We start from the raw sequence: 25,096 nt of genomic DNA, 5'->3' as shown, positions 1-25,096 counted from the left end.
TGTGCTGATGCTGCTCCTGGTCGTAGCACTCGCTATGGCATTTACCTTCACCAACGGTTTTCATGACTCGGCCAATGCTATTGCGACATCAGTGTCCACGCGTGCGCTGACATTGCGTTCAGCATTACTGATGGCCGCAATCGGCAACCTTCTCGGATCCTTCTTCGGCGCCAAAGTCGCTGCCACAGTGGGAGAGGGAATAATCGAGCTCGACGTCAGCACTCACGCCTTACTGATACTCGGGTGCGCCTTGGTAGGTGCGATCGGCTGGAATCTCATCACGTGGTGGTACGGATTACCGTCATCGTCCTCGCACGCTCTTGTCGGCGGGATGATCGGGGCCGCGCTGGCCGGCGGGATGACTGTGCTGTGGGGTGGTGTGATCGAAAAGGTGCTGATCCCGATGGTTGTCTCGCCGATCGCCGGCTTCATCCTGGGATATACGGCCATGTCAGGCATCATGTGGCTGTTTCGACACGCATCTCCGGCATCGACCAGTCGAGGGTTTCGAAAGGCCCAGACATGTTCTGCGGCGGCCATGGCCTTCGGCCACGGGATGCAAGACGCAGCCAAAACCATGGGCATCGTGGTCCTGGCTCTTGTCGTCTCGGGTAGACAAGACGACTATCGATTCCGTGGTGGTGTTTCTTGCTGACGGCAGTTGTTCTTGCCCTCGGGACCGCAACAGGTGGGATGCGTATTATGCGGACTCTTGGGCGCAAGATCATCGAATTGGATCCTCCCCAGGGTTTTGCAGCGGAACTGACCGCATCCTCGGTGCTCTACGTCGCTTCTGCCGGCATGGGGGCGCCGGTATCGACAACACATGTGATTTCGTCGGCGATCATGGGTGTCGGCTCGACCAAACGTCTCAGCGCCGTCCGGTGGGGCGTAGCGGGAAACATGCTCATCGCCTGGGTTACCACTTTTCCTGCAGCAGCAACGATTTCAGCCGTCGCCCTATACGGCGTCACGGCACTCCTGTGACGACGACGTACACAGCAAGCGATGGAAACAGTGTCGCGGACGGAACGTGCTCTAGTCACCGAACCCAAGGCAAGGCGGAAATACGTTCCTGCCGAGTTTGTTCACCGTCACGGCACTACTCGGTATTGTTGCGGTTTTGGGATTGCAGGTGCGACAACTGCTCACGCTCATCTCCACAGCCGAGCAGGTGAAGAGATCCCGGCCAATCCTGGTACTCGTCTTCGGCGCGGCGGCGCTGTCCGTACCACTGCACCACTGCCCACCCACTTCCTGACTACCCTGGACCATGTGATGGTCGAGCTACGCGGTGCGGCCCCCAAAACGTACAATTTCAACTCGATCGGATTCGGAAACGAGCTGTCCGGGGTGACGAACCGGGCGCCCATTGATCGACACGGAATCCTCCATGACCATCGCTGCAGCCTGCTGCACCGTCAGCACAGGGTGTCGGGCGATCAGGGCATCGACAACCGATCTCGTGGTAGCCATGAAAGAAAGTCTCGGCTGTCGCAGTGGATCGAAAACCTCGGCGAACCAAGCGCCCGCAGAACATTGGGTGAACAACACCGAATCCCGACACGCAGCCCGCCCGCCTGACATCAGTGAGCCTGCATCTCCGCCGTGCGAACCACCGGAGTCCTGGATACCCGCCGGTCAGCGGCGCTTCGGACTCGACCGACGCCCACACCAACCGGGGCGCGATCCCCGGGGAGATGACCATGCTGTGAACGCATGATCGATCGGCTATCGGCCTGCCTGGGTCAGGTACGTCATTCGTTCACCGCGACTTTTTCGGGGAAACCGCATGGCGGTGGGAACTTTCCCGGCAAGGTAAACGTAGAGTAAAGAACAAGGCTTCTTCCGCATCGACAGAGAGACCCATGGACAGCCACAGACCCAGGCCGGACACACCCCACTACGTGAACGCATGTGATGGCGAGGTGTCCGGCTCATGATGATCGCCCTGACACTGCTGCTCGGTGTGCTGGTCGTTCTGCTGATCACCGCAGTCACCGGCTACTTCGTTGCCCAAGAGTTCGCCTACATGGCCGTGGACCGATCCCGGCTCAATTCACTCGCCCAGGCCGGCGATTCGGGGGCGCAGCGGGCTCTGGCGGTGACGCGACGCACCTCGTTCATGCTTTCCGGCGCCCAGCTGGGTATCACGGTCACCGGTCTGCTGGTCGGTTACGTCGCCGAACCTCTCATCGGTGAATCGCTGGGAACGATCTTCGGTGGCATCGGCATTCCCACCGCCGTCGGGCTCGGGATCGGTGCCGTGCTGGCTTTGCTGTTCTCCACTCTGGTCCAGATGCTCTTCGGTGAGCTGTTCCCGAAGAACCTGGCCATCGCCCGTCCCGAACCGGTGGCCCGGTGGCTGGCTCGCTCGACCACCCTCTATCTGAAACTGTTCGGCTGGCTGATCTGGATCTTCGACCAGGCATCGAACCTGCTACTTCGCGCCCTGAAGATCGAGCCGGTGCACGACGTCGAACACTCCGCCTCCGCCCGCGACCTCGAGCACATCGTCGCCGAATCCCGCGAAACCGGGACTCTGCCGCCCGAGTTGTCGACGATGCTCGATCGCATTCTCGATTTCCCCACGCGCCCGGTGGAGCACGCGATGATCCCCCGCACCCATGTCGATACCGTCCGCGCCGACGACTCCCTCGACCACATCCTCACTCTCATGGGGCGAGGGCACTCCAGATATCCCGTCGTGGGAGCAGATTCCGAGGACATCGTCGGAGTCATCCACCTCCAGGATGTTCTCGACCTGACACCGACCACTGATCTGACCGTGCGCACTCACCCGCCCCGCCCTGATCCTCCCGACCACACTTCCCCTGCCGAAGGCCCTGTCCGAACTCACCGACAGCAAGAATCAACTTGCCTGCGTCATCGACGAATACGGCGGATTCGCCGGTGTCATCACCCTCGAGGACATCGCCGAAGAACTCGTCGGCGAAATCACCGACGAACACGACCCCGATCTGCCACTCGAACTACCCAGCGAGGACGGATCGTGGACCGTCAACGGTGGCGTGCACCTCGACGAGATCGAACGCACCATCGGACACGACCTCCCGAGCGGTGACTACGAGACGATCGCCGGCTTCACCATCGCTCATCATGGCGAACTTCCGCCCGAAGGGACCCGAATCCGCGTCGAATTGCCACCTGATCCCGCCGACCTGATTTCCGACGGCGAACAACCCCGACATTCACTGGTCATCGATGTCCTGTCCGTCGAGCGGCACGTCCCGGCATCACTACGACTACAACTCGACCTCACCGAGGTAGCCGAGACAGAAGCCGCGGAGGAGAACCGATGAGCAATCCCTGGATCGTCATCGCGATCACCGTCGGCCTCATCGCATCGAGCGCCTTCTTCGTCGCCGTCGAATTCGCCCTCATTTCCGCCAAACGGCACCGCCTCGAAGACGCCGCCCCCAACAGCCGCTCCGCCCGAGCCGCTCTGCGCAGCGCCTCCGAGCTGACCGTGCTCCTCGCCGGCTCCCAACTCGGCATCACCGTATGCACCCTCGCACTCGGCGCGATCACCAAACCCGCCGTCCACCACTGGCTCACCCCTGCCTTCTCGAATTGGGGCATGCCGCTCTGGATCGCCGACGTCGCCGGTTTCGTTCTCGCGCTGATCATCGTGACGTTCCTGCATCTGGTCGTCGGCGAAATGGCACCGAAATCCTGGGCGATCGCCCACCCCGAGAAATCAGCCACACTGCTCGCCATCCCGATGCGTGGATTCATGTGGCTCACCCGGCCTCTACTGCAATCGCTGAACTCGATGGCCAACTGGCTCCTCGTCAAAGTCGGTGTGCAACCGGTCGATCACGTCGGCAGCGGCCAGGACCCCGACACCTTGCGGCACCTGGTCGAGCACTCCACCAACGTCGGAGCCCTCGACGCCGGTTACTCTGCGCAACTCTCCGGCGCCCTCGACATGCAGACCTTGACCGTCCGCGATCTGCTTCCGAGCAACAAAGCTCCGACCTCCGTTACCAGCTCCGCGACCATGGACCAGGTGCGGGCAATCTCGAAACAATCAGGGCACCTACGAATCCTGGTCCGTGACAACGGCGTTCCCCTCGGGATCGTGCACGCCCGCGACACCCTGCTCCAACCCGACCACACCCGCGCCGAGGCCATCATGCGACCGGCATTCACCCTCGCCTCCGAAACCCCCGTCCACCTCGCACTCGCGTCGATGCGGGAAAGTCGCAATCACCTCGCCGTGATCACCGACGAACGAACGACAGTCGGCATCATCACCCTCTCCGATGTTCTCTCACGACTGTTCCCCCGCCCCGAACCGGCGATCTGACACCGCATGAGGACAGCCCTTCTCACGGACAACGCTCTCCTAACGGCAATTGTTCGGGAAAGCTGGCGATCTCAGATCTCCCCGTCCCAAGCATCGATGCCCTCGTGGGTATCCGGAGTTGGAATGCCATGCCCGAGCCCCCGTGCCTTCATTTCCTCGTTCACGAAATAGAACCGTGCTTTCTCACGCGGAGTCAGGCGATCACACCGGCGATGCAACGAGCGGTACTCCTTGACGAGATCGTCGCTCGCCATTCGGTAAACCGACAACGGCACCGGCTCACCCCGCATCTGATCGCGTCCTCGGACTGCATGATCTGCCGCCCGGTGCTCGTCGCGGTTTGTCATTGGGCATGCCGTCTTCGGTCAGCTTCGCTCATGCCACCCCACGTTCCATACAGCTCGCCCGCACCGAGGGCGTACTCGCGGCACCGACCGAGCACAGGACAGGTCTGACATATCCGCCGCGCCCGCAGTTCCCGGCGGGATCGGGCATCGCCACGCTCGCCTTCCGGCGAAAAGAACACCGCCGCTTCGACCCCACCGCACGCGGCGTACTTCTGCCAACAACTTGGTTCAGCGGCAATCTCGTTCCCGGACTGCGCCGAGTGCACTGCGGACATCACTGCGAATTCCTCTCTCACCCCAGGACCTCGGATCGCTGAAACCAGATCCGAAGCCAGGAGACGTATCTCAAAACTTCTCTCTTACAACGCCACTGACAGGCAATCAGGCGACTTCCTACGGTTCATGCCAGTATCAGAATGTGGCATGGCCGCCAAGTGACGCCGTGAAGACCGCCGGCCGCGGCAACGGGTGAAGGCGGTAGTAGCTGTCGAGGTTGATCGCTTCCTCCTCGGTAAGGCGCCCTCGACGGAAAAGATCAGCCAGGTGCAGGTGATCAACGAGATAGTTCATAGCGGGATCCTCGTCAGCATTGGGTGCAATCAGAGACAATCAACACGAAACAGGCTGCAACGCAGCACCTTCTTCTCATACTCCCGCCAGGATGTGTGGCCGGCCGGAGATAGAACGTCCACTGCGGACGGCGTTGCCGCATTCGACATCACAGCTACGTCCAGCCCCGGCCAACAATGACCGAATTCGATCCGTCGTCACGGTTTGTATCGGCCTGACCGACCTGACTGCAAACCGCAGGTCGATCCGATTCGGGCACCCACCCCCCCGGTAGGTAATCGGGACCTGAATGCGCGACAGATCGCCATCACATGCCATGCCGTCACCGCAGCACCCGCGGACGAGCACCCAACCGGCCGCCTCCCGGGACCGGACGGGCCTTCGGAACGCCGAGGCGGGCCGACTGTCCGGCATTGGCGTAACGCAGAAGCAAAGCGAGCACGAGGAAAGAGAGGACGAGGACAAGGGTGAGAACAATCGAACCCACGGCGGAGCTTCCTTTCCGAGACCACGAAAGAACCAAGTTCACTCAGAATCGATCACCGAACCGGCCGAGGGAAGAATCCTCCCCAGATCTTCGCGATATCCATACAGCCGAGGTGCCAATCGCGGCTCGGTAACCCTCGCCGGTCACATCATCCGCGTGTGTAGGTCGCCTCTGCTGCACGACGGAGCTTCTGCCCCGAGTGGTCAGCCACCGCGATACAGCGTCCGCAAGAACAGCAAAATCCGTCATCAGTGTCACCGCCGGTCGAGGGAATCGATTGGCAGCGCACACATCATCGAGCGCATCGTCGAACCCCCTCGACAACTCCTCCTCCCGATCAACTGCCAACTCCAGATCGGGAAGTGACATTGCTCCGACTTCGAGCACCAACTCTGTCAAGATCACGCCGGGCTCACGGCGCACGGTGGGGCGCCAACTGAGCATTTCTGATCCAGCGGGCGTGATCACCGAACTTGTGGAGACACTCTCGGACCGCGCACGTAGATTCCGGGTCTATTTGTCCTATCGGACTGCGACTTTCGAGTTTTCCCACCACAATTGTCGCTGAAATTCCGCGGAAAGATGACCTTTTCCATGGCTCAGAACTATCCCAGCAGCAACGAGAAGTCCTGCTTCACTTCCAGTCAAGTCAGTTCAATCTCGAAACACTTTTTAATAAAACGAGTTTGAAATCGTTTCTTACACGCGCCGCGCTGCCCGAGTCGATTCGAGGCCGAAGGCGGCCACCGCTTTTGCCGAAATCAGGCAACGCAGCGATCTTCAGGGACCGGAACACTTCCCCAAAGCTTCTGGCAGTCTCGGTTGCAGAGTGCTAATTCGGTGGTTATCATGTTCTCGCACAGTAAGTTCGGTCAACCGCCACAGTGGCGGTGACCTTTCTTTTCACGACATGGGAGGTGTGTTGCTGTGCTTCGTTTCGATCCTTTCACCGACATCGACGCGATCACCAAGTCCGTACTCGCCGCGGGAACCGGCAACGGACGCAGTCCACGGTTCATGCCGATGGACCTCTACAAGGTCGAGGACCAGTACGTCCTGCACGCCGATCTTCCCGGCGTCGACCCAGGATCAGTGGACGTCCACATCGACGGCTCGACCCTGACGTTGACCGCGCACCGCACGACCCTCTCCGAAGAGGGTGTGAGCTGGCTGGCGAGTGAGCGTTTCGCTGGAACATACAGACGGCAGCTGTCCATCAGCGACGACATCGACGCCGAACAGATCGTCGCCTCGTACGACAACGGCGTGTTGACGGTGACGTTGCCGATCGCGGAGAAGGCGAAACCGCGGCGGATCGAGGTCTCCTCCGGACCGCCCTCCCGAACCGAAACCATCGAAGCGACAACACAGGTCCAGGTCGAAGCCTGATCCTACTGGCCCGGACAAGCGTTCCACGGTGGGGTGAGTTTCGAAAACACGCGATGCGTGCTCGGGACTCACCCCACCGCCCTTTCGATCCCCACCGCCGTTCGATCCCCTCTGCACCCGTATGGCCGATCGGCCCATCCACCACACGAAAGAATCAGCACTACAACCCTTTAGCCGTCATGACTGCATCAACCTTCCCCCCGCACGAGCAATCCGACAACACAGGCAACACCGAATCCCGCCCGCACACCTCGCCCGATTGGTGGGATCACCACCGCCCGATCAACAGCGACGAATACAGCGACATGGCGTTGATGCTCGGTGCACTCTCGATACTGACGTTCTGGATTTTCGGCCTCGGCATCCTCCTCGGTGCCGCCGCCATCGGAACCGCACTGGCAGCGCGCCGACCCGACACCCCCGGACACGACCCCAGCGACAACACCGCCGGTATCGTCGGGATCCTCACCGGCATTGCCGGAATCGCCTTCGGCATCGTCTTCCTCACTGCAGCACTACCCCACCTGTAGACAAACCGAATTTTGCACTAGTGGAATCGAATTGGTGCTTGTAGCAGGATCTCACAAGATCTGAAATCCGTCCCACCTTCAGGCGATGGCGGCAGCAGCTATCCCCGCGCCATATCGACGAACTTCGAGAGGTGAAGCTGGTGCGCCACAGTGATTGTCGCGGTCGGGCCGTTACGGTGCTTACCCAGAATCAGGTCGGCTTCACCGCCACGGGGATCGTCTCGCTCGGTCGCGTCGGGGCGGTACAGCAGAATCACCATGTCGGCGTCCTGCTCAAGTGAACCGGACTCACGAAGGTCGGCGACCTGGGGACGCTTGTCGGTTCGCTGCTCGGGACCACGGTTGAGCTGACAGATCGCGACAACCGGAACTTCGAGCTCCTTCGCCAAAAGCTTTAGGCTACGGGAGAATTCGGAGACTTCCTGCTGACGGGACTCGACCTTTTTACCCGAGCTCATCAGCTGGAGGTAGTCGATGACGATCAGGCGAATGTCGTGTTTCTGCTTGAGCCGCCGCGCTTTTGCGCGAATTTCCATCATGGTGAGGTTGGGGGAGTCGTCGATGAATAGCGGCGCCTCGCTGATCTCACTCATGCGACGCGCGAGCTTGGTCCAGTCGTCGTCGGTCATCTTGCCGGAGCGCATGTCGCCGAGCTTGATCTTTGCCTCCGCAGACAGCAGACGCATGACGATTTCGGTTTTGCTCATTTCCAACGAGAACATGACGCTGGCCATGCCGTGTGTGATGGAGCAGGAACGCAAAAAATCCATTCCAAGGGTCGATTTGCCCACACCAGGTCTAGCCGCGACGATAATCATCTGACCAGCGTGAAGGCCGTTGGTGATCTCGTCGAGATCCTTGAATCCGGTGGGCACACCGAGGGAAATTCCGCCGCGGCTGGCGATGGAGTCGATCTCGTCCATCGTGGGCTGGAGGAGCTCGGTGAGGGGTACGAAGTCTTCGGTCGTTCGACGCTCGGTGACCTCGAAGATCTCGGCCTGCGCGCGGTCGACAACCTCGGCCACGTCCTGGCCCTCGGTGCCGGCGTAGCCGTACTGGACGATGCGCGTACCGGCGTCGACCAGACGACGCAGCACGGACTTCTCGGCCACGATCTCGGCATAGAAGGCGGCGTTGGCGGCTGTGGGCACTGTCTGGGTCAGCGTCACCAGGTAGGCAGCACCACCGATACGGCGGAGCTCACCTCGACGGTCGAGCTCGGCGGAGACCGTCACCGGGTCGGCGGGCTCGCCACGGCTGTAGAGGTCCAGGATCACGTCGTAGACGGACTGGTGGGCGGGCCGGTAGAAGTCACCCGGACGCAGTACCTCGAGGACGTCAGCGATGGCGTCCTTGCTCAGCAGCATGCCGCCGAGCACCGACTGCTCGGCAGTCATGTCCTGAGGTGGCTGGCGTCCGAACTCCTGGTCGGGCTCGGCCTCGGGAGGGCCCGGGTAGTCCGGCCCCGAGAAGTCGGAAGGTCCTCGATCATCTACAACAGCCACAAGCGAGACCTTCCCGTAAAACACTCGACGACACTGCCAGAAACCGCAGCGCCCTCATCATTTGTACCTGCCCCCACCGACATCCCCTAGCCGCATTCGGCCGGGCTGTAGATAGACGCCGAGATGACGTTAGGGACTAGTAGGTCCGCATACAAACCGGACTGTGGATAAACCTGTGGATGCTTTGTGGAAACTCCCGCCCCACGGTGTGCACCGCCTGTGGAGCATTTGGGGACTACTTTGCCTAGCAACCACAAAAGACCAGGTAGATGGCTATCCACAATTTCACAGGCCTGTTGATGAAAATAGTTTTTCCACAGTCGGCGCGTCGGCGTGTCGGGCGTGTTGCCTCGCCCGATTCGTCACTGATCACCAAGTCGAACATCACAGTGTGAGAGTTATCCCCAGGTCCGATTCGGGACGCTGTCAGGCGGCACACCGCACCCCGAAACAAAACGTCGGGCCCCACACACCGAAGTGTGCGGGGCCCGACGAGACGAACAGTCGACTATGCGCCGACGACGTTCAGGTTGAACTTGGCAACCACATCGGGGTGCAGGTTCACGACCACGGCGTGCTTGCCCGTGTTCTTGATGTGAGCCTTCGGCAACACGATGGAGCGCTTGTCGACAATCGGTCCACCGGCAGCCTTGATCGCAGCAGCGACGTCAGCGACGGTAACCGAACCGAAGAGCTTGCCCGAGCCACCGGCGGTCTTGACCGTCAGCGTTACGGACTCGAGGCCCTCGATAGCTGCCTTGAGCTCCTTGGCGTGATCCAGGCCGCGCACAGCGCGCGCTTCCTGTGCACGACGGATGCCCTCGACCTGCTTCTCGGCGCCACGGGTGGCGACGATTGCCAGTCCGCGGGGGAGCAGGTAGTTACGGCCGTAGCCGTCCTTGACCTCCACGGTGTCGCCAGGCGCACCGAGGTTGTCCACGTCAGCGGTGAGGATGAGCTTCATGTTCTTTCCTCCCTTTCCTTAGCGAGCCACGGTGGCGTAAGGCAGCAGTGCTACCTCACGTGAGTTCTTGACGGCAATGGCAACGTCGCGCTGGTGCTGGACGCAATTGCCGGTGACACGGCGAGCACGGATCTTTCCGCGATCGCTGACGTACTTACGAAGCAACGTCGTGTCCTTGTAGTTGATCTGCGTGTTCTTCTCTTTGCAGAAGGTGCAGACCTTCTTCTTCATAACCTTGTCGCGCAAGGGCGGCTTCGGCATGTCTTTGCTCTTTTCTGGATGTTCCTGATCAGGTACGGATCAGAAGGGCGGTTCGTCGCTGCCCGCACCACCGAAGGAGCCCGAAGCCTGAGGCGCACTGCCCCAAGGATCGTCTCCACCCGAAGGTGCAGCGCTCGGACGTCCGCCACCCGATCCGCCGGAGGAACCGCCGAAGTTGCCGCCTCCACCGCCGCCACCACGGTTGGCCTTGTTGACCTTTGCCGTGGCGTACTTCAGTGAAGGACCGATTTCATCGACTTCGAGCTCGACGACAGTTCGCTTTTCGCCCTCGCGAGTTTCGTACGAACGCTGCTTGAGCCGGCCGCTCACGATTACTCGTGAACCACGGGTCAAGCTCTCCGCGACGTTCTCGGCTGCTTCGCGCCAGATGTTGCAACGCATGAACAGCGCATCGCCGTCTTTCCATTCATTGGAATTACGGTCGAAGGTGCGGGGCGTGGAAGCAACCGTGAAGTTTGCAACCGCGGCACCCGCCGGGGTGAAACGAAGTTCAGGATCAGCCGTCAGGTTTCCGATGACGGTGATGATGGTGTCGCCAGCCATGTGGTTCCTCCTGCATTGATGTAAGACCGTTGGGCGCGAGAGTAGAGCTCGCTACCGACAGTAATTACTTGTTGTGGCGCAGAACCTTCGTGCGCAGAACCGACTCGTTCAGACCGAGCTGACGATCGAGCTCAGCGACGGTGGCGGGAGTGGCGTTGATGTCGATCACCGCGTAGATACCTTCAGCATGCTTCAGGATCTCGTAGGCGAGACGACGCTTACCCCAGACATCGACCTTGTCGATCGTGCCGCCGTGCTGGCGCACAACATTGAGGAACGTATCCAGTGAAGGAGCGACAGTGCGCTCGTCCAGGCTGGGGTCAAGGATGACCATCAATTCGTAATGACGCATAAGACCTCATCACCTCCTGTGGACTAAGTGAAAACGGCCACGGACTATCCGTGGCAGGAGGGTCGTTGCGTCAGCAACCCTCGTAGGTTACACGAGGGGCCTTGACCAGGGAAATCGTCCCGGCCCTCCTGGAAGACCACCAGATCGATGCGCGACGCGTGGCGCAGACGCATCACCCCGCGAGCCACTGCGCCCCCTAGGGTGAGAATCATGCGAACAGACCGCAAGACCCCGGCGTCGATCCTGGCGTTGGTCGTCGGATTGTGCGGGCTGACGATGGCGCTGGGCTATTTCAACAAGGCCAGATGCGGCGGTGCACCGTTCGCGCCCGACGGCCGAAGCCTGAACTTCGACGTCAACAAGAACATCGACGTCTGCTACTCCGACATTCAGTTGCTCTGGCTCGGACGAGGTATCGATCAGCATCTGTTCCCCTTCGTCACCGGAGGGATAACGCCCGAAGGATTCCTGACCGGCGGAACCGTCGAATACCCGGTGCTCAGCGGAATTCTGATGTGGCTGGGCGGTATCGGCTCACACACCGACACCGATTTCCTTCTGCACTCGGCACTGATCCTGGCTCCTTTCGGACTGCTCACGGCGTGGATGCTCGGCAAGATGAGCGGCGCGTACGCGCTCGTGTGGTCGGCGACTCCGCCCCTGGTTCTGTACGCATTCCACAACTGGGAGCTCCCGGTGGTGGCCACCAGCGTCGGCGCGATCTTCCTGATGACGTTCGAGCGGATCCCACTGCGAACTCGCGCGGTTCTGGCGGCCGTCATCCTGGCGATCGGTTTCTGTTTGAAGCTGTACCCGGGAATGTTCGTGCTGCCGCTCATGGCCTATGTGCTCCTACGCGGCACCGAAGGCAAGCGCTACGACGTTCGTGGGGCGCTGATGACGGCGGGCGCGGCGATCGTCACCGTCGTCCTCGTCAACCTGCCGTTCGCCCTCATCTCGTACGAAGGCTGGCGCGCGTCGTTCAGCTTCCAGGAGAAGCGAAGCGCCGACATCACCACCAACTCGGTGTGGTTCTGGGGTTTGCGCCCGTTCTACGGTTTCGGAGTTCGCGAACTCAACGCCGACTACGACGCACTGGTGAGCATCCTGTCTCCGGTCATGATCCTGTTGTCGTTCGCGCTCGCGATGTATCTGGGTTGGCGCCGCTACGTCCGTGACGGCTACTTTCCGTGGATTGCAGTCAGTGCCGCGATGTTGTGCGGATTCGTGTTGCTGCACAAGGTCAATTCACCGCAGTACACACTGTGGATTCTGCCGTTCCTCGTCCTGTTCAAGATCCGGTGGTTCTGGATCGTCGCCTATCTGATCGCCGACGCTGCGTTGGGTATCGGCATCTTCCGGTACTTCTACCAACTGGACATGAATCTCGATCCGAGCAAGTACGAAGCCGTCGTCCAGGCGAGTGTGTGGGGCCACGTCATCCTGCTCGCCGTGTTCTTCTTCCTGTTCCTGCGAGTCCCGCTGCGGTATCCGCTGGCCGGTGGGACCGATCAGATTGCCAACTCCGACAACAACCTTCCGACTCACTCACGGGAGCAAGCCTGATGACTGCATCATGGTTCGAATCACCGACGCTGACCGGTGATCGTGTCCGACTCGAACCCCTGGGCGTCGCGCACACCGACGCTCTGCTCGCGGCGGCCGACGACGCGGCGATCTTTCGTTGGACCGCAGCGCCCATCACCGATCGGGAACAGGCACAGAGGTACATCTCTGCAGCCCTCGACGACCCGAATCGGATCGCCTTCGCGCAGGTGAACATCGCGACGAACGCCGTGGTCGGCACTACGTCCATGTACCAGATCGACCCGGTAAACCGCAGTCTTGCAATCGGATACACGTGGTTGTCGCGATCGGTTCAAGGAACCGGGATCAATCCCGAATCGAAGCTGCTCCTGCTTCGCCACGCCTTCGACCAGCTCGAAGCCGTACGCGTCGAGTGGCACACGGACGAGTTCAACGAACAGTCCAGGGCAGCGATCGCAAAGCTCGGCGCTCAGTTCGAGGGCCTGCTGCGCAAGCACCGACGCCGCGTCGACGGCAGTTGGCGTACAACAGCGCTGTTCGCGATGACCGACGAAGACTGGCCGACCATCGCACCTCAGCTCGAGACACGTACCCGAAACTAGCCATCACCTGCACTCTTCGGCGAAGTCCATGCCAAGATTCACCTCATGAGCGATCAGGGTGGGTACGGGTACCAGGGCAATCAGAATTGGCAACCGTCTCCGTACGGGCAGCCCGATCCGTACGGCAGGCGCCCGACGAACACACTCGCGGTGCTCGCCCTCGTCTTCGCGTTCCTCATCGCGCCGTTGGGGATCGTCTTCGGGCACATCGCTCGCGGCCAGATCAAACGGACCGGCGAAGAAGGCGACGGACTCGCCCTTGCCGGACTGATCATCGGCTACATCTTCACCGCACTCGGCATCCTGGCCGTGATCGTGTGGATCGCGTTCTTCGGGCTGCTTGCCGCCGCTTTCGGCAACGCCGCCGATGAAGCGAGTTCGCGGAGTTTCACCTACACGACGCCGTACTCGTACTCCACGACCACGACTCGGGCACCGAGTGCACCCACCACAGCGCCGAAAACGACGACGCCACCACGCGTCACAACCTCGATCGGTCCGGCGCCGACCGTCTCTGGCACCGACCGTCAGGGTTTCATCTCCGGCGGCCCCAGTTGCAACTCCACCAATCCTGCCGTCGCCATCGCCGTCACGACCGGATCACGAATCGTCATCTGCGAAACGGGAGTCGGCCGCTACTACTACAAGGGTCAACGGCTGAGCGACGGCGCCACCATCGAACTCGACGATCCGACGCCCACCGGCAACGGATTCACCGTCACCAACAAGGACGTGACATACAAGCTCACCTCCACCGGACTGGTGATCACCGGCAGCGGAGGCGAGCTGGGTCGGGAACCGGCGCTCGAGTTCTGGATGAACTGAAGCGCGTCAGCCGGCACACGGATCCTGATAGGGAACACCGGGCAGGTAACGCTCCCATTCGGCTTCCGTGATGGGAGATCCTGCGGTGCGGCACAATCGATCAACGACGCTGTCGGGATCGATTCCCCACAAGCGAACGGTCTTGTCCGACCCGCTGCCCGCGATCATGTCACTCTCGCCGGCGAACTGAGCGTCGTTGACTCGACCCGGGTAGGCGGACAGCGTCGCAAATCGTGTTGACCGCGAGGGCGTCTCGATATCCCAGAGCCAGACGGTTCCGTCGCCGACACCGGCAGCGAGCCGATCACCGGCGCGGTTGAACGAGATCGAATAGATTGCGCCCTCGGGGCCGACGAGACGAGCGAGTTCCTCGGGTGCCGACGGTGTGCGTACGTCCCACACGGCGACACCGTGATCCGCACTTCCAGCGGCCAACAGCGTTCCGTCGGCGCTGAAAGACACTGCTAATGCGTAGCTTTCGAATCCACCCACCGTCGCCGCCACCCGGGGCGACGCTGCGTTCGACACGTCCCACAGATCCACTTCGTTCTTGGCGTTCGCGATCGCCAAGATGTCGGTACCTGGCTGAAAGGCCATCATCTGCGGGTAGGAGCCGACATCGGTCAACGACAACAGTTTCGGAGCCGACGGGTCGGAAACGTCGACCAACGCAATACTGTTGTCGTCCTGCGAGGACACCGCCAGCAGATCTCCGGCGGGATTCAGTGCGACAACCGCCACGATGCCCTTCACATATACCGCAGGCTCGCCGTAGATACGTGGCGACGCCGGATCACTCAGGTCCCAAAGATATGCACCGCCGCCGCCGGTGCCGCTCACAGCCAGGTTCCCGTCTGCCGACACCGCCGACGCACCGCTGAAAGTGTCGGCCCCTTGCGGTTTCAACTCCGGCATCACCGCGGGGCGATCGAGATCCTCGGTGTTCCACGCCAACATCGCGCCACCCCTGGCACCGACGCCGGCCACCAGACGCGAGCCGTCCGCGGCAAAGGGACTGGTGAAGATCGTGTCCCGAGCTCCCGCCCAGACCGGACCCGGAAGAGCCCACACGCGAGTCACACCGTTGAGTCCCCCGGTGACCAGATTGCGGCCGTCATCGCTGTAGTCGACGGTGGTCACCGCCCCACTGTCCGGAAGTGTTTCGATCAATGCCCCGGTTCGGGGGTCCCACACGCGCACGGAGTTGTCGGAACTACCTGCGGCAAGACGTGTTCCGTCTTTGCCGTAGTTGAGTTCGTTGACGTAGCTGGAAAATCCCGTCAGTGCCGGCAGGGGAGTGGGGCGCGCCGGATCGCTCATGCCCCACCGAACCACCTCCCTGCCAGTGGTTCCCGCCGCAAGCTCGCGTCCGTCCGGACTGAAGGCGACACCGAGGTAGTGGACGGTGGTGCCGTTCGGCTCGGTCGCGAAGATCGGCGCCGATTCCTCACCCCACTTCTCGACGTCCCACACACGAAGTGTCGATTGACGCCCGCCCGCCACGAGGAAACGTCCGTCAGGACTGAACGTCGCGGTGACGATGCCGTCAGCTGGGTGCGGAAGAGCAGGCAAAGCAACGGCATTCGCCGAAACTTCGATGTTCCATCGCAGGACGTCGGGCGTCGAGGTACCGGCGACCAGCTTGGTTCCGTCCGGGCTGAACTCCATGTCCTGCACTACGCGTTCACCGTCGACGGGAAGTGTTCCACGGACCGGATTCTCGGGATCCGACACGTCCCACAGCGCAGCGCCGCCCGCACCACCGGTCGCAAGGAGCCGTCCGTCCGGGCTGTAGGCGACGGCAAAGAGGGCCGTGCCCTCCGAGACTCCGAGGAACTCCGCCTGCGGAACAGCTGAGGCAACACCGTCCACCATCGGATAAAGCCTGACCTTGCCGTCCGAACCACCCACCGCCACAACAGTTCCGGCTGGGTTGATCCGGGCCTTCATCGCGCCGGGCGGCCCGATGATGCGAGTAGCCGAATGAACGCCCGACGCATCCAGCAATGCCGAGCGGGCTTCGGTTGTTTCGTTGACCGCAAATGCCGCCAGAGCAAGCTGCGACGCCAGCGACGGATCCCGCTCGCGCATCCTGATCGACTCGGTGGCCACCTGACGCGACATCGCCTCGTCTCGCGCGGTATCTGCTTGGACACGTTGACGATTCGCTCCGATACCGGCGACGGTCGCAACCACCGCCAACACCAGAGCGATCACCGACGCGGCTGCCAACGCAGTCACGAGTCGTCGCAGAACGCGTGTACGTCGGCGATCGGCAAATTCCTGCTGATCACGATGCTCGATACTCGCGGCGAGGTACTCCCGCTCGGTGGCGTTGAGGTCGGCGGCGCGGGTCCGACTCGGTTCCAGTGGGAGACCGAGTTCACCCGAGTTCAGCCATTCTTCCGTCAGGTGAAGACGTGCGGGTCCGAGCAGCGCGCCGGGGTCGCGTCCACTGTCTTCCCACACCTGCGCCGCGTACGTGAACCGGCGATGCACCGCCAGGCCGGCGCGGTCCGAGTCGATCCAATCGCGAAGCCGACTCCACGCTGACAGTAAGACCTCGTGCGAAACCTCGACCGTCTCTTCGTCGACGGTGAGAAGGCGCCGTAAGGCGAACCGGTCGATGACGGTGTTCACGTCGTCGACGTCGTCACCGAGGAAGAGTTCGGTGCGCGGTGCACGCCGACGCGTCTGCGTCACTTCGTCGACGTTGACCAATCGCAGGAAGATCCTGCGCGCCAACTGCTGCTGCCGCTCTGTGAGCTCGCCGTACACTTCCTCCGCGCTTTGCTGGACGGCTCCGGCAATCCCGTCGGTGGCGTAGTAATCCGAGACGGTCAGAGTTTTACGCGTCGACCGTTGCCAGGTCCCCAACAGTGCGTGTGACAGCAAGGGCAAAGCTCCGGGGTCGCTCGCCGTACGCGAGCCGCGTGGTGTCAGCTCGGATACCAGAACCTGAACCAATTCGCTCTGCACGGTCATCCCGGCTTTGATCGCCGGCTCGACGATCACCTCGCGCAATTGTTCGTCGGTCAGTGGCCCGACCACCATCGGCGAATCGTCGAGCAGCGGCACCAAAAGCGGTTCCTCCGCCGCGAGACCGTAGAAGTCGGCGCGCATCCCGATGACGGCGATGGTGTTCTCACCGAGTTCCGCGAGAGTCCGCAGTATTTCCTCGCGCCGATCACCGTCGCACTGCGTCCACAGTTCCTCGAACTGGTCGAGGATCAAGACGGTTGGTTCGTCGGAAATCGACGACGGAATTCCTCCCGTACCCGGCTGCAGAATTTCGACCCGCCAGCCGTCGAACCGTGAATCGCCCTCGGCAACCTTGGGGGCGAGCCCGGCCCGCAGCAACGACGACTTACCCGATCCGGAAGCACCGATCACCATGAACTGACGGCGGCCGACACCTCGTATCGCCGACGCCACCCGTTGGGCCAAGTTGGCAGTGAGTTCGTCTCGACCGAAGAACCACTCGGCGTCCTCTTGTCGGAAAGATTCGAGACCTCGATACGGAACGGTGGCGTCACCGCGTCGTCTGGCTGTCAGCTGCCTCACTCGTTGCACCGCACCGATCCAGCGCTGCCGCTCATCCTCGGAGTCGACACCGCAGGCCTCGAGGAGCGCAAAAAACATCGGGGTACTCGCCGGCGTCGGCAGGTGTTGGCCGGCGAACCATCCGCTGACGGTTCCGTGCAAACCACCCGAACGCTCGACGGCTTCGCGGACCGTCAGTCCGGCCGCCTTCCGCAAAGCCGTGAGCGCCTCAGCAAACTGACCACGCGACTCGATCTGGGCGGGATCGACCCGATTGTGCCTACCGGCTTCCGCCTTCGAGTTCATAGCGAGGCACTCTATCGGAGCAGGTAGGAGATTTGTCCGTTGTATGGACTCTGTATCGAGAGAGTTGCGTCCGTTCCACTGAGACGCCTTGATCGAAATACTCGTTCTCAGTCGCGCCCCATCTCAGCAGCCCTTCTGCAAATACGGCAGTCGACGTCCATTCCCTCCGTCGAAAGGCGCTACTCGCATGTCTTCAATCGGCATTTCTCCGAAGATCGAGGCAAACGTGTCCCGAGTCGGCAACCCCAAGCACGGCAAGCACAAGCCGAAGCTGAGCGTCCGCGAGATCGAAGTACTTCTCGCCTGGCTTCGTTCGGATTCCAAGTCCGAGGTCGCCGAGACACTCGGCCTACGCGTCTGCACCGTCAACACACACATCACTCGGGTACGCACGAAGTACAGCGACGTCGGGCGGCCGGCTCCCACGAAGGCAGCGTTGTTTGCCCGCGCGGTCCAGGACGGGTACACCACCCTCGACGAGTGGTGACCTCAGACCGCGACGGGTTCCGGTTCCTTCGCCTTGGACGGCTTCAACCAACCTGGTAGCCAGGCAGGTTGTTTGTCCGGAGCCTGATCGAGAACACCGCCCGCCGGATCGTCGATGAACCCGTACCGCACGAGATCCTCCGACGGCCGGTAGATCTGACGGAGCACCAGCGCGCACAGAACGAGTACCGCGATGTCCCGGACCACGACGGTTCCGGTGAACCACTGCTCGGGCAGCCCCTTGTTGGACACCCCGAGGTAATACATCATTCGCGGAACCCAGACCAGGGCGTCGATGGTCATCCACGCGAGCAGGAGCCTGCGGTGCGGCAAGGCCAACACGGCCAGCGGCACCAGCCACAACGAATACTGCGGGCTCCACACCTTGTTGGTGAGCAAGAAGCCCGCCACCAACAGGAAACACAACTGCGCAACGCGCGGACGACGCTGCGCCGTCAGGGCGACGTAACCGACACCAATGCAGACTGCCACGAACAGCAGCAGAGAAACGGCGTTGAGATTCGACGGCGACTCACCCTGTGCGAGAGGACCGTCGAGGCCCTTCCACGACGTGAACGACGCGATCACGTTGTAGATGGAATCGGGATCGGCCCCGCGCTCGGAGTTGAGCCGGAAGAACTCGTACCAACCATGGGGGTACAGGGCGGCGATGGGCAGGTTCACCGCAAGCCATGCCGCGACGGCGCTGAGTGCGGTCACCAGCCAGTCCCTCGTCTTGCCCGCGCGCAGACACAGGACAAAAAGCGGTCCGAGTAGGAGCAGCGGGTAGAGCTTCGCGGCGCCGCCCAGGCCGAGCAGAATTCCCGCGAGCACGGGCCGCTTGCGTGCCCACGCCAACAACCCGCCGGCCGCGAACGCCGTCGCCAGAGGATCGAAGTTCGTGAACACGTGCACGATCACCAGGGGCGAACAGGCGATCAGCGCGCCGTCCCACACCCGTCGTCCGGCCAGCAGGGTGCTCGCCCACACGGTGACCAGCCACGCCAACGCCAAACCGAACGCGACGACGTTGAAATAGAGCGCCACCTGAATCGCGCCCGGCAGCCAAGTGATCGAATCCCACGCTTTCGCGACTTTCATTGCGCCGTACTGATAGAGCCCCGAGATCACCGGATACTCCATGTACCGCATCTGGATCGAACCGTCGCCGCGTACTTCTTCCCACGACGTCTTGTACGGGAATGCTCCCTGATCGAGGCGTTCGGCCCCGTACAGCGGAACGGTGTCGGAGTAACACATCGCCACGTACTGACGGCTGCCACTCCAGTCGAGGCCGACCTGCCCGCTCTCGCCGACCGGCGCCTGCTGAATACAGCCGGCCTTCGCGAACCAGCCGAAAGCCAAGAACACCACGGCGAGCAGAAGGATCACTCGCATCGGGGTGAAGAAGCGAGTGCGTCCGATCAGTGCGTGACGACCTACCGGACCGCCGACGGTTCCCGACAGCGCAGACACCATCGCGTCGTTGCGACTGGGAACGTCCCGCCAATCCGCCGAACGAAGATCTTCGGCCAGCGGAGCTGGGGAGGTCGGTTCGGCATCATCAGCATTCGCGGCCACTCCGCGAGGTTACCGTCTTTCGAACCGACCACCCTCCAACTACTGGCCGGGGCTCACACCTGCCGGTTCTTCCTCGGTGGTCTCGCCTGCCCCTGGTACCTGCGGCGTGGTTGTCGTCGGCCGGGAGATGCCCGGAATCGGGATGGTGATGCCCGGCAGAACCTCGACCTGCGTCGTCGTCACCACGGGCGGCGGAGTGGTTTCCGTCGTCGTCGGTGCGGTGGTCGGCGGCGCCGACGTCTTGGGCGGTGCAGGTGCCGTGTACTCCGGAACACCACCGGCTTGGCCGTTGATCTTGCCCGGCGTCGGGAACTTCTCGTTGTCGGTGCCGTCGAGGGCGCCGTCCATCGTGTCCTTCCAGATGTCCGAAGGCAGACCCGAGCCGTAGATCATCGCGCCGCCCGAGTTGGTGATCGCTTCACCGTCGGGAGTTCCGACCCAGACCGCGGTCGAGAGTGACGGCGTGTAGCCGACCATCCATGCGTCCTTGTTGGCTCCGGTGTCACCGAGCTGCGCGGTACCTGTCTTCGACGCCGACAGACGTCCGCCGGCCAGGTTGTGACCGCGCGAGTACGCCGCGATCGGCTGCATCGCAGCCGTCACGTTGTCGGCGACGGCAGCGTCGATGCGGTCCTCACCGGCGGGTGCGCCGCGGTCCAGCAGCACGGTGCCGTCGGCGGCAACGACCTTCTGGACGAAGTGCGGTGCGTGATACGTGCCGGATGCGGCGAGCGTCGCGTACGACGACGCCATGTCGAGCACGCGGGCCTGGTACTGGCCGAGCACGATGCCGTTGTTGGGACCGGAACCGTCAGCCTCGGTGAGCGACGGGCCGACGCCCGGGATGTCCTTCGGGATGCCTGCTTGGTGTGCGATGTCCGCGATTGCCTGCGGGCCGTTGCCGTCGAGGCTGAGCATCTGGCGGTAGAAGCTGGTGTTCAGCGAACGCTTGAGCGCCTCTGCGATGGTGCAGGTGCCGCAGCTTTCACCTTCGACGTTGCCGATGGAGATGCCGTTGACGGTCAGCGGCGAGCTGTCGTACATCTGCGAGAGCGGGATTCCCTGATCCAGGGCGGCTGCGAGACCGAACACCTTGAACGAGGAACCGGTCTGAAGTCCGGCATTCGCGAAGTCGTATCCCGCGCCGTCCTCACCGCCGTAGTACGCCTTGACGGCACCGGTCTTCGGGTCAACCGAGACAACTGCGGTGCGCAGGTTCTCCGGCTCACCCTCCATGTTGGAACGGGCTGCCTCGACCGCTGCGGCCTGAGCCTGCGGGTCGATGGTCGTGGTGATCTGCAAGCCCTCGGTGTTGAGCAACTGCTCGCTGATTCCGGCGTCGCCGATCTCCTTGAGCACCTGACGCTTGATCAGGCCCTCGGGTCCGGTCGAGCCTTGGCTGCTGTTGTCGACCTGGGCGAGCGGGATGTAGGCGGGGTACTGCATCGGCGTGCGCGCGGCCTGATCCAGCGTGCCGGCGGACACCATGCCGTCGAGCACGTAATCCCAACGGGACTTCGCGCCGGTCGGGTTGGTCTCGGGATCGAGGAGCGACGGAAGCTGAATCGACGATGCCAGGACGGCACCTTCTTCGATGGTCAGCTGGTCGACGGGCTTACCGAAGTAAGCCTTGGATGCTGCGCCGATGCCGTATGCGCCGCGACCGAAGTAAATGGTGTTCAGATACGCGGCGAGGATGTCGTCCTTGGACCACTCGTTGGCCATCTTCGAGGAGATGACGAGCTCTTTCATCTTTCGCGTCAGCGAACGCTCCGAGCCGACGAGCGCCTTCTTCACGTACTGCTGCGTGATGGTCGAGCCACCACCGGCACTGTCGCGACCGAGGACGTTGTCTCGGGCTGCGCGTGCGAAACCGGAGATCGAGAAGCCCGGGTTCGAGTAGAAATCGCGGTCCTCTGCGGCGAGAACCGCATTGCGAACGTGAAGCGGTACCTGATCGAGCGAAACCTCGACGCGGTTGCCGTCCGGCGGGACGACGGTACTGATCACCGTGGTGCCGTCGGCGGCGAAGACCGTCGCCACCTGATTGGTCTTGAGGTCACCGGGCTTGGGGACGTCCTGCACGATGTACGCCGCCATGAAGGCAAGGACGGGCAGAACAAGACCGAGCGCCACCAAGACGTAGGCCGAGCGGCGAACTGTGCGCCACTTGGACTTCTTCTTCACGGTGCTCTTTCTTCCCTTCGGTGGTTGTCCGTCGTTGCCACCGCCACCGGAGCCACCTGTCGGCGGCTTCGTCGGCGGAGGTCCGACCGGCGGGCGGGTGCCCGCGTTGCTACGGGTGGTCGCTGCTGCTGCCGCGACGCGCTGGGTCGGTTCGTTTGCCTGAGCGCCGGAGGCGCGACCCTGAGGCGGCGGGCCGGCAGGTCGGCCTTGCGACGGACGACCCTGAGGCGGGGGACCGGCGGGGCGGCCCTGAGGAGGCGGGCCCGAAGGTCGACCCTGCGGCGGACGACCCTGAAGCGGGGGTGCCATCGGACGACCTTGCGGCGGACGCCCCTGAGGGGGCGGACCCATCGGAGGGCGTCCCTGCGGTGGTGGGCCCTGCGGTGGTGGACCCATGGGACGTCCCTGCGGCGGACGACCCTGAGGAGGTCCGGCGGGACGGTTGGGACCGACGGGACGGCCACCCGGGTTGTTGCCTCCCGGGTTGTTGTTGCTGGGGGAACTCACGAATCAAATCTCCAGTGGTCACGGACCGATCACGTGCAGACTTCGATCGGGCCCTTCTTCGGGTGTGGCGTTACTCGCTGGCGGTGCGCCGGCTTGGTGGGCGTGCTCGCCGCGGTCGCGGCGGCGCAGGTACTGCGCCGAGCACATAGGACTGCACCAAGTGGTTCCAACTGCAGGTACGGCACACCTCTACAACGTGCACCGTGAACTCCTCTGCTGTTTCCGCAAGCCGAGCGAGCTCGTCCGAGGTTCGGGCCGATCCCGAAACCTGACCGAGCTTGTCGCCGAACACCCAGGACACGAGCGTCAACTGTTCCTTGCGGCAAATGGGGCAGACGACGTCGCTGCCCCGGCCGTGGAACTTCGCGGCTCTGAGTAGGTACGGATCGGCGTCACACACTTGCTTGACGTCGGTCCTACCCGCAGACACTTCGGCCAGCACAGACCGACGCGCGAGCGCGTAGTCCACAACTTGCCGCTGTATCCGCACCTGACCAGCGTACGTGCGTCCGTGCCGCCACGGACGGTTCGGGAGGGTCACGATGAACACATTTTGCGGTCCGGACGCATGGCGACCAGCAATTATCATTGGAACCTGTGAGTTCTTCCAAGACGCCGGCCACCCGCGCACGCGATACGGACCGTATCGACGCCTGCGCCAGACTCGACGCCGCTTACGCCGAGGGACAACTGGGCGCCGCCGAATACTTCGATCGCACCGAGCAAGCGCGAACTGCCACGACGGTGGTCGAGTTGGCGTCGTTGATCGGCGATCTACAGGAAGCTGCACCTCGTGCGCGCGTGAAATCTCCCCACGTGACCTTTCGACGAAAAGTGCTCTACGTTTCGCTGGCCGCTGCGGCGGTGGCGGGCGCGATTGCACTGGCTGCAGCCCAACGCGGTCCGCTCGAGCCGCCGGCCGAGGTGGTCGAACGGTTCACAGCAAGCACCGAGCCTGCCGATTCTCCGTTTACTCCCACCGGCATCGACGACGTCTTCGCGTCGTTCGTCGCGACGTACGGTTCCGAGACGGTGCGGGTTGCGACCTTTTACCCCGATCGAGCGGTGGTCGGCCGCGTCGACGAATCAGGGAACTTCCGGAACTTCGATTTCCGCGGCACACTCACTCCGTCCGACGAACCCGCGTCGGTGGCCGGCAACACGGACATGGACCTCACCAACGTGAACCGCGACGCCTTGGTATCGGTGATCGCACAGTCCCCCGCCGCGCTGGCCGGTACCCGCGTGGACCACATCACCTTGGCCGATTCGGGTGCGCCGGTGATAAGCATCTACGTCGTCGACGACACCGGGGCGTACACGGGCGTGCGCAAGATGACCTTCGACGGCAGGGTGTTCTGACGCACAGGCCTTGAATTTAGGATTCTCGGCATGGCCCAGAAATATCCGCCGAACACCCGCGCCGCAAACCGGGACAGGGAGACAACCGCGGCCGTCGTCGATGCGGCGTTCGGAGACGGACAGTTGAACGCCGCCGAGCATCGCGCTGCCGCGCAGGCGGTGGCGAAAGCGCGCACTCTCGACGAACTGGCCGCCATCGTCGCCGACTTGCAGGGCGCAGCGAATCCGCCGTCCGATCGACGTCGCCCACCAAAACGACCGGTGCCGTGGTTCGCAGCGGCAACGGTGGCGGCAGCGCTGGTCGTCGGCGTCGGGGCTTATTCGCTCACGCACCGAGATCCCGTGACGCCGCCGTCCGCAGTTGCGCCTGCCGTTGTCCCGAACCCGGAGCCCTTGGTCATACCCACACCCTTCATGGCGAGCGCGGAAGGGATCGCCCTCTTACGTGACCGGTTGCGGGAAAAGTTCGGCTCCACCGTCGTCGACGAGATCACCTTCAACAACAGCGCAGCCTATTTCTCCCTCGCTGTTCCCGGTCAACCCAACCGGAAGATCAAGTACTCCTTTCGCGGCGGCTTCACTGCGGACGGCGATCCGGAAAGCCGTAAGATCGACACTGCGACAGTCGATCTCGACGCGATTGATCTCGAAGCCGTACGACGAAACATCGAGGCGATCCAGCGGCACGTCAATGTGCCCGACGCCCAGGTCTACTACATTTCGTACACTGCCGGAGAAGAACCGCTGCTGGATATTTCGGCGAAAAACAGCTTCGGCGAAGGCGGATTCGTCAATACCACCTCCGCTGGCGAACTCGTCCGCGTCTACGCCTTCACCGATTAGGAAT

25 protein-coding genes and 1 pseudogene are annotated in these 25,096 nt (G+C 62.6%); 12 read left to right on the top strand and 14 right to left on the bottom strand.

Annotated elements, in window-relative coordinates; genetic code table 11:
- Window positions 1-7: 7 nt before the first annotated feature.
- Together QM596_RS29760 and QM596_RS29755 are read left to right on the top strand one after the other, a co-directional pair.
- Window positions 8-655, top strand: coding sequence for an inorganic phosphate transporter (locus QM596_RS29760; protein WP_283308746.1), 648 nt, complete (start codon window positions 8-10; stop codon window positions 653-655).
- A complete protein-coding gene (locus QM596_RS29755) occupies window positions 649-987 on the top strand; it encodes an inorganic phosphate transporter (protein ID WP_283307781.1) in 339 nt (112 codons plus the stop codon). The genes QM596_RS29760 and QM596_RS29755 overlap by 7 nt, the downstream gene beginning before the upstream one ends.
- A gap of 300 nt (window positions 988-1,287) precedes the next feature.
- On the opposite strand, the gene QM596_RS29750 is transcribed toward QM596_RS29755, so the two are convergent.
- Window positions 1,288-1,476, bottom strand: a complete 189-nt coding sequence (locus QM596_RS29750) for an RNA-binding S4 domain-containing protein (protein ID WP_019746039.1) — start codon at window positions 1,474-1,476, stop codon at window positions 1,288-1,290.
- Window positions 1,477-1,939: 463 nt separating this feature from the next.
- Here QM596_RS29750 and QM596_RS00600 point away from each other — a divergent pair.
- Together QM596_RS00600 and QM596_RS00595 are read left to right on the top strand one after the other, a co-directional pair.
- A pseudogene (locus QM596_RS00600) lies at window positions 1,940-3,323 on the top strand (hemolysin family protein).
- Window positions 3,320-4,333, top strand: coding sequence for a hemolysin family protein (locus QM596_RS00595; protein WP_283307780.1), 1,014 nt, complete (start codon window positions 3,320-3,322; stop codon window positions 4,331-4,333). Before QM596_RS00600 ends, QM596_RS00595 begins: the two are co-directional and overlap by 4 nt.
- 71 nt (window positions 4,334-4,404) lie before the next feature.
- On the opposite strand, the gene QM596_RS00590 is transcribed toward QM596_RS00595, so the two are convergent.
- From QM596_RS00590 to QM596_RS00575, 4 genes are all read right to left on the bottom strand, one after another.
- On the bottom strand, window positions 4,405-4,680 hold the full coding sequence (locus QM596_RS00590; protein ID WP_279163352.1) for a hypothetical protein: 276 nt from the start codon (window positions 4,678-4,680) through the stop codon (window positions 4,405-4,407).
- On the bottom strand, window positions 4,677-4,955 hold the full coding sequence (locus tag QM596_RS00585) for a WhiB family transcriptional regulator (RefSeq protein WP_283307779.1): 279 nt from the start codon (window positions 4,953-4,955) through the stop codon (window positions 4,677-4,679). Before QM596_RS00585 ends, QM596_RS00590 begins: the two co-directional genes overlap by 4 nt.
- Window positions 4,956-5,091: 136 nt before the next feature.
- The gene (locus tag QM596_RS00580; RefSeq protein WP_170320386.1) at window positions 5,092-5,250 is read right to left on the bottom strand and encodes a hypothetical protein; all 159 of its coding nucleotides are present in this window, start codon (window positions 5,248-5,250) and stop codon (window positions 5,092-5,094) included.
- 322 nt (window positions 5,251-5,572) lie between these two features.
- A complete protein-coding gene (locus QM596_RS00575; RefSeq protein ID WP_170320387.1) occupies window positions 5,573-5,737 on the bottom strand; it encodes a hypothetical protein in 165 nt (54 codons plus the stop codon).
- A gap of 927 nt (window positions 5,738-6,664) precedes the next feature.
- On the opposite strand from QM596_RS00575, the gene QM596_RS00570 reads away from it, so the two are divergent.
- Both QM596_RS00570 and QM596_RS00565 read left to right on the top strand, forming a co-directional pair.
- Window positions 6,665-7,126: an Hsp20/alpha crystallin family protein gene (locus QM596_RS00570; protein WP_283307778.1), complete on the top strand. Its 462-nt coding sequence runs from the start codon at window positions 6,665-6,667 to the stop codon at window positions 7,124-7,126.
- Between the two features lie 179 nt (window positions 7,127-7,305).
- Complete coding sequence (locus QM596_RS00565) at window positions 7,306-7,656, top strand: hypothetical protein (protein WP_283307777.1); 351 nt, start codon at window positions 7,306-7,308, stop codon at window positions 7,654-7,656.
- Window positions 7,657-7,754: 98 nt separating this feature from the next.
- Here QM596_RS00565 and dnaB read toward each other — a convergent pair whose 3' ends face one another.
- From dnaB to rpsF, 5 genes are all read right to left on the bottom strand, one after another.
- The gene (gene dnaB, locus QM596_RS00560) at window positions 7,755-9,161 is read right to left on the bottom strand and encodes a replicative DNA helicase (RefSeq protein ID WP_019746049.1); all 1,407 of its coding nucleotides are present in this window, start codon (window positions 9,159-9,161) and stop codon (window positions 7,755-7,757) included.
- A 508-nt stretch (window positions 9,162-9,669) separates the two neighbouring features.
- Window positions 9,670-10,125, bottom strand: a complete 456-nt coding sequence (rplI, locus tag QM596_RS00555; RefSeq protein ID WP_003941243.1) for a 50S ribosomal protein L9 — start codon at window positions 10,123-10,125, stop codon at window positions 9,670-9,672.
- An 18-nt stretch (window positions 10,126-10,143) separates the two neighbouring features.
- Window positions 10,144-10,386: a 30S ribosomal protein S18 gene (gene rpsR, locus QM596_RS00550; protein WP_003941245.1), complete on the bottom strand. Its 243-nt coding sequence runs from the start codon at window positions 10,384-10,386 to the stop codon at window positions 10,144-10,146.
- A gap of 39 nt (window positions 10,387-10,425) precedes the next feature.
- Window positions 10,426-10,950 (bottom strand): single-stranded DNA-binding protein, encoded by a 525-nt coding sequence (locus QM596_RS00545; RefSeq protein ID WP_003941248.1) that lies wholly within the window; start codon window positions 10,948-10,950, stop codon window positions 10,426-10,428.
- Window positions 10,951-11,014: 64 nt separating this feature from the next.
- Entirely contained in the window at window positions 11,015-11,302 is a 288-nt protein-coding gene (rpsF, locus tag QM596_RS00540) for a 30S ribosomal protein S6 (RefSeq protein ID WP_003941237.1), read from the bottom strand.
- Window positions 11,303-11,512: 210 nt separating this feature from the next.
- On the opposite strand from rpsF, the gene QM596_RS00535 reads away from it, so the two are divergent.
- The 3 genes from QM596_RS00535 to QM596_RS00525 are packed head-to-tail and all read left to right on the top strand — an operon-like array spanning window position 11,513 to window position 14,277.
- Complete coding sequence (locus QM596_RS00535; RefSeq protein WP_031331387.1) at window positions 11,513-12,868, top strand: glycosyltransferase family 87 protein; 1,356 nt, start codon at window positions 11,513-11,515, stop codon at window positions 12,866-12,868.
- Entirely contained in the window at window positions 12,868-13,452 is a 585-nt protein-coding gene (locus QM596_RS00530) for a GNAT family N-acetyltransferase (protein ID WP_070385317.1), read from the top strand. Before QM596_RS00535 ends, QM596_RS00530 begins: the two co-directional genes overlap by 1 nt.
- 45 nt (window positions 13,453-13,497) lie before the next feature.
- Window positions 13,498-14,277, top strand: a complete 780-nt coding sequence (locus QM596_RS00525) for a DUF4190 domain-containing protein (RefSeq protein ID WP_283307776.1) — start codon at window positions 13,498-13,500, stop codon at window positions 14,275-14,277.
- Between the two features lie 6 nt (window positions 14,278-14,283).
- Here QM596_RS00525 and QM596_RS00520 read toward each other — a convergent pair whose 3' ends face one another.
- Window positions 14,284-18,126, bottom strand: a complete 3,843-nt coding sequence (locus QM596_RS00520; RefSeq protein WP_283307775.1) for an nSTAND1 domain-containing NTPase — start codon at window positions 18,124-18,126, stop codon at window positions 14,284-14,286.
- A gap of 187 nt (window positions 18,127-18,313) precedes the next feature.
- Here QM596_RS00520 and QM596_RS00515 point away from each other — a divergent pair, with 187 nt between their 5' ends.
- Window positions 18,314-18,613, top strand: coding sequence for a helix-turn-helix transcriptional regulator (locus QM596_RS00515; RefSeq protein WP_019746055.1), 300 nt, complete (start codon window positions 18,314-18,316; stop codon window positions 18,611-18,613).
- A gap of 2 nt (window positions 18,614-18,615) precedes the next feature.
- Here QM596_RS00515 and QM596_RS00510 read toward each other — a convergent pair whose 3' ends face one another.
- The 3 genes from QM596_RS00510 to QM596_RS00500 all read right to left on the bottom strand — a co-directional run bounded on the left by QM596_RS00510 (window position 18,616) and on the right by QM596_RS00500 (window position 23,377).
- Window positions 18,616-20,193, bottom strand: coding sequence for a glycosyltransferase family 87 protein (locus QM596_RS00510; protein ID WP_182261890.1), 1,578 nt, complete (start codon window positions 20,191-20,193; stop codon window positions 18,616-18,618).
- A gap of 39 nt (window positions 20,194-20,232) precedes the next feature.
- Entirely contained in the window at window positions 20,233-22,380 is a 2,148-nt protein-coding gene (locus tag QM596_RS00505; RefSeq protein WP_019746057.1) for a transglycosylase domain-containing protein, read from the bottom strand.
- A 577-nt stretch (window positions 22,381-22,957) separates the two neighbouring features.
- Window positions 22,958-23,377, bottom strand: coding sequence for a DUF5318 family protein (locus tag QM596_RS00500; protein ID WP_042448217.1), 420 nt, complete (start codon window positions 23,375-23,377; stop codon window positions 22,958-22,960).
- A 107-nt stretch (window positions 23,378-23,484) separates the two neighbouring features.
- Between QM596_RS00500 and QM596_RS00495 the strand changes: the two genes are divergently transcribed.
- Both QM596_RS00495 and QM596_RS00490 read left to right on the top strand, forming a co-directional pair.
- Window positions 23,485-24,249: a DUF1707 SHOCT-like domain-containing protein gene (locus QM596_RS00495; RefSeq protein ID WP_283307773.1), complete on the top strand. Its 765-nt coding sequence runs from the start codon at window positions 23,485-23,487 to the stop codon at window positions 24,247-24,249.
- 30 nt (window positions 24,250-24,279) lie between these two features.
- The gene (locus QM596_RS00490; protein WP_020971370.1) at window positions 24,280-25,092 is read left to right on the top strand and encodes a DUF1707 SHOCT-like domain-containing protein; all 813 of its coding nucleotides are present in this window, start codon (window positions 24,280-24,282) and stop codon (window positions 25,090-25,092) included.
- Window positions 25,093-25,096: the final 4 nt, after the last annotated feature.

This window comes from Rhodococcus sp. IEGM 1406, assembly GCF_030056745.1.
GTDB lineage: Bacteria > Actinomycetota > Actinomycetes > Mycobacteriales > Mycobacteriaceae > Rhodococcus_F > Rhodococcus_F erythropolis.
Note: the sequence above shows the minus strand (reverse complement) of the source record. Positions and strands in the feature narration are given on the sequence as shown.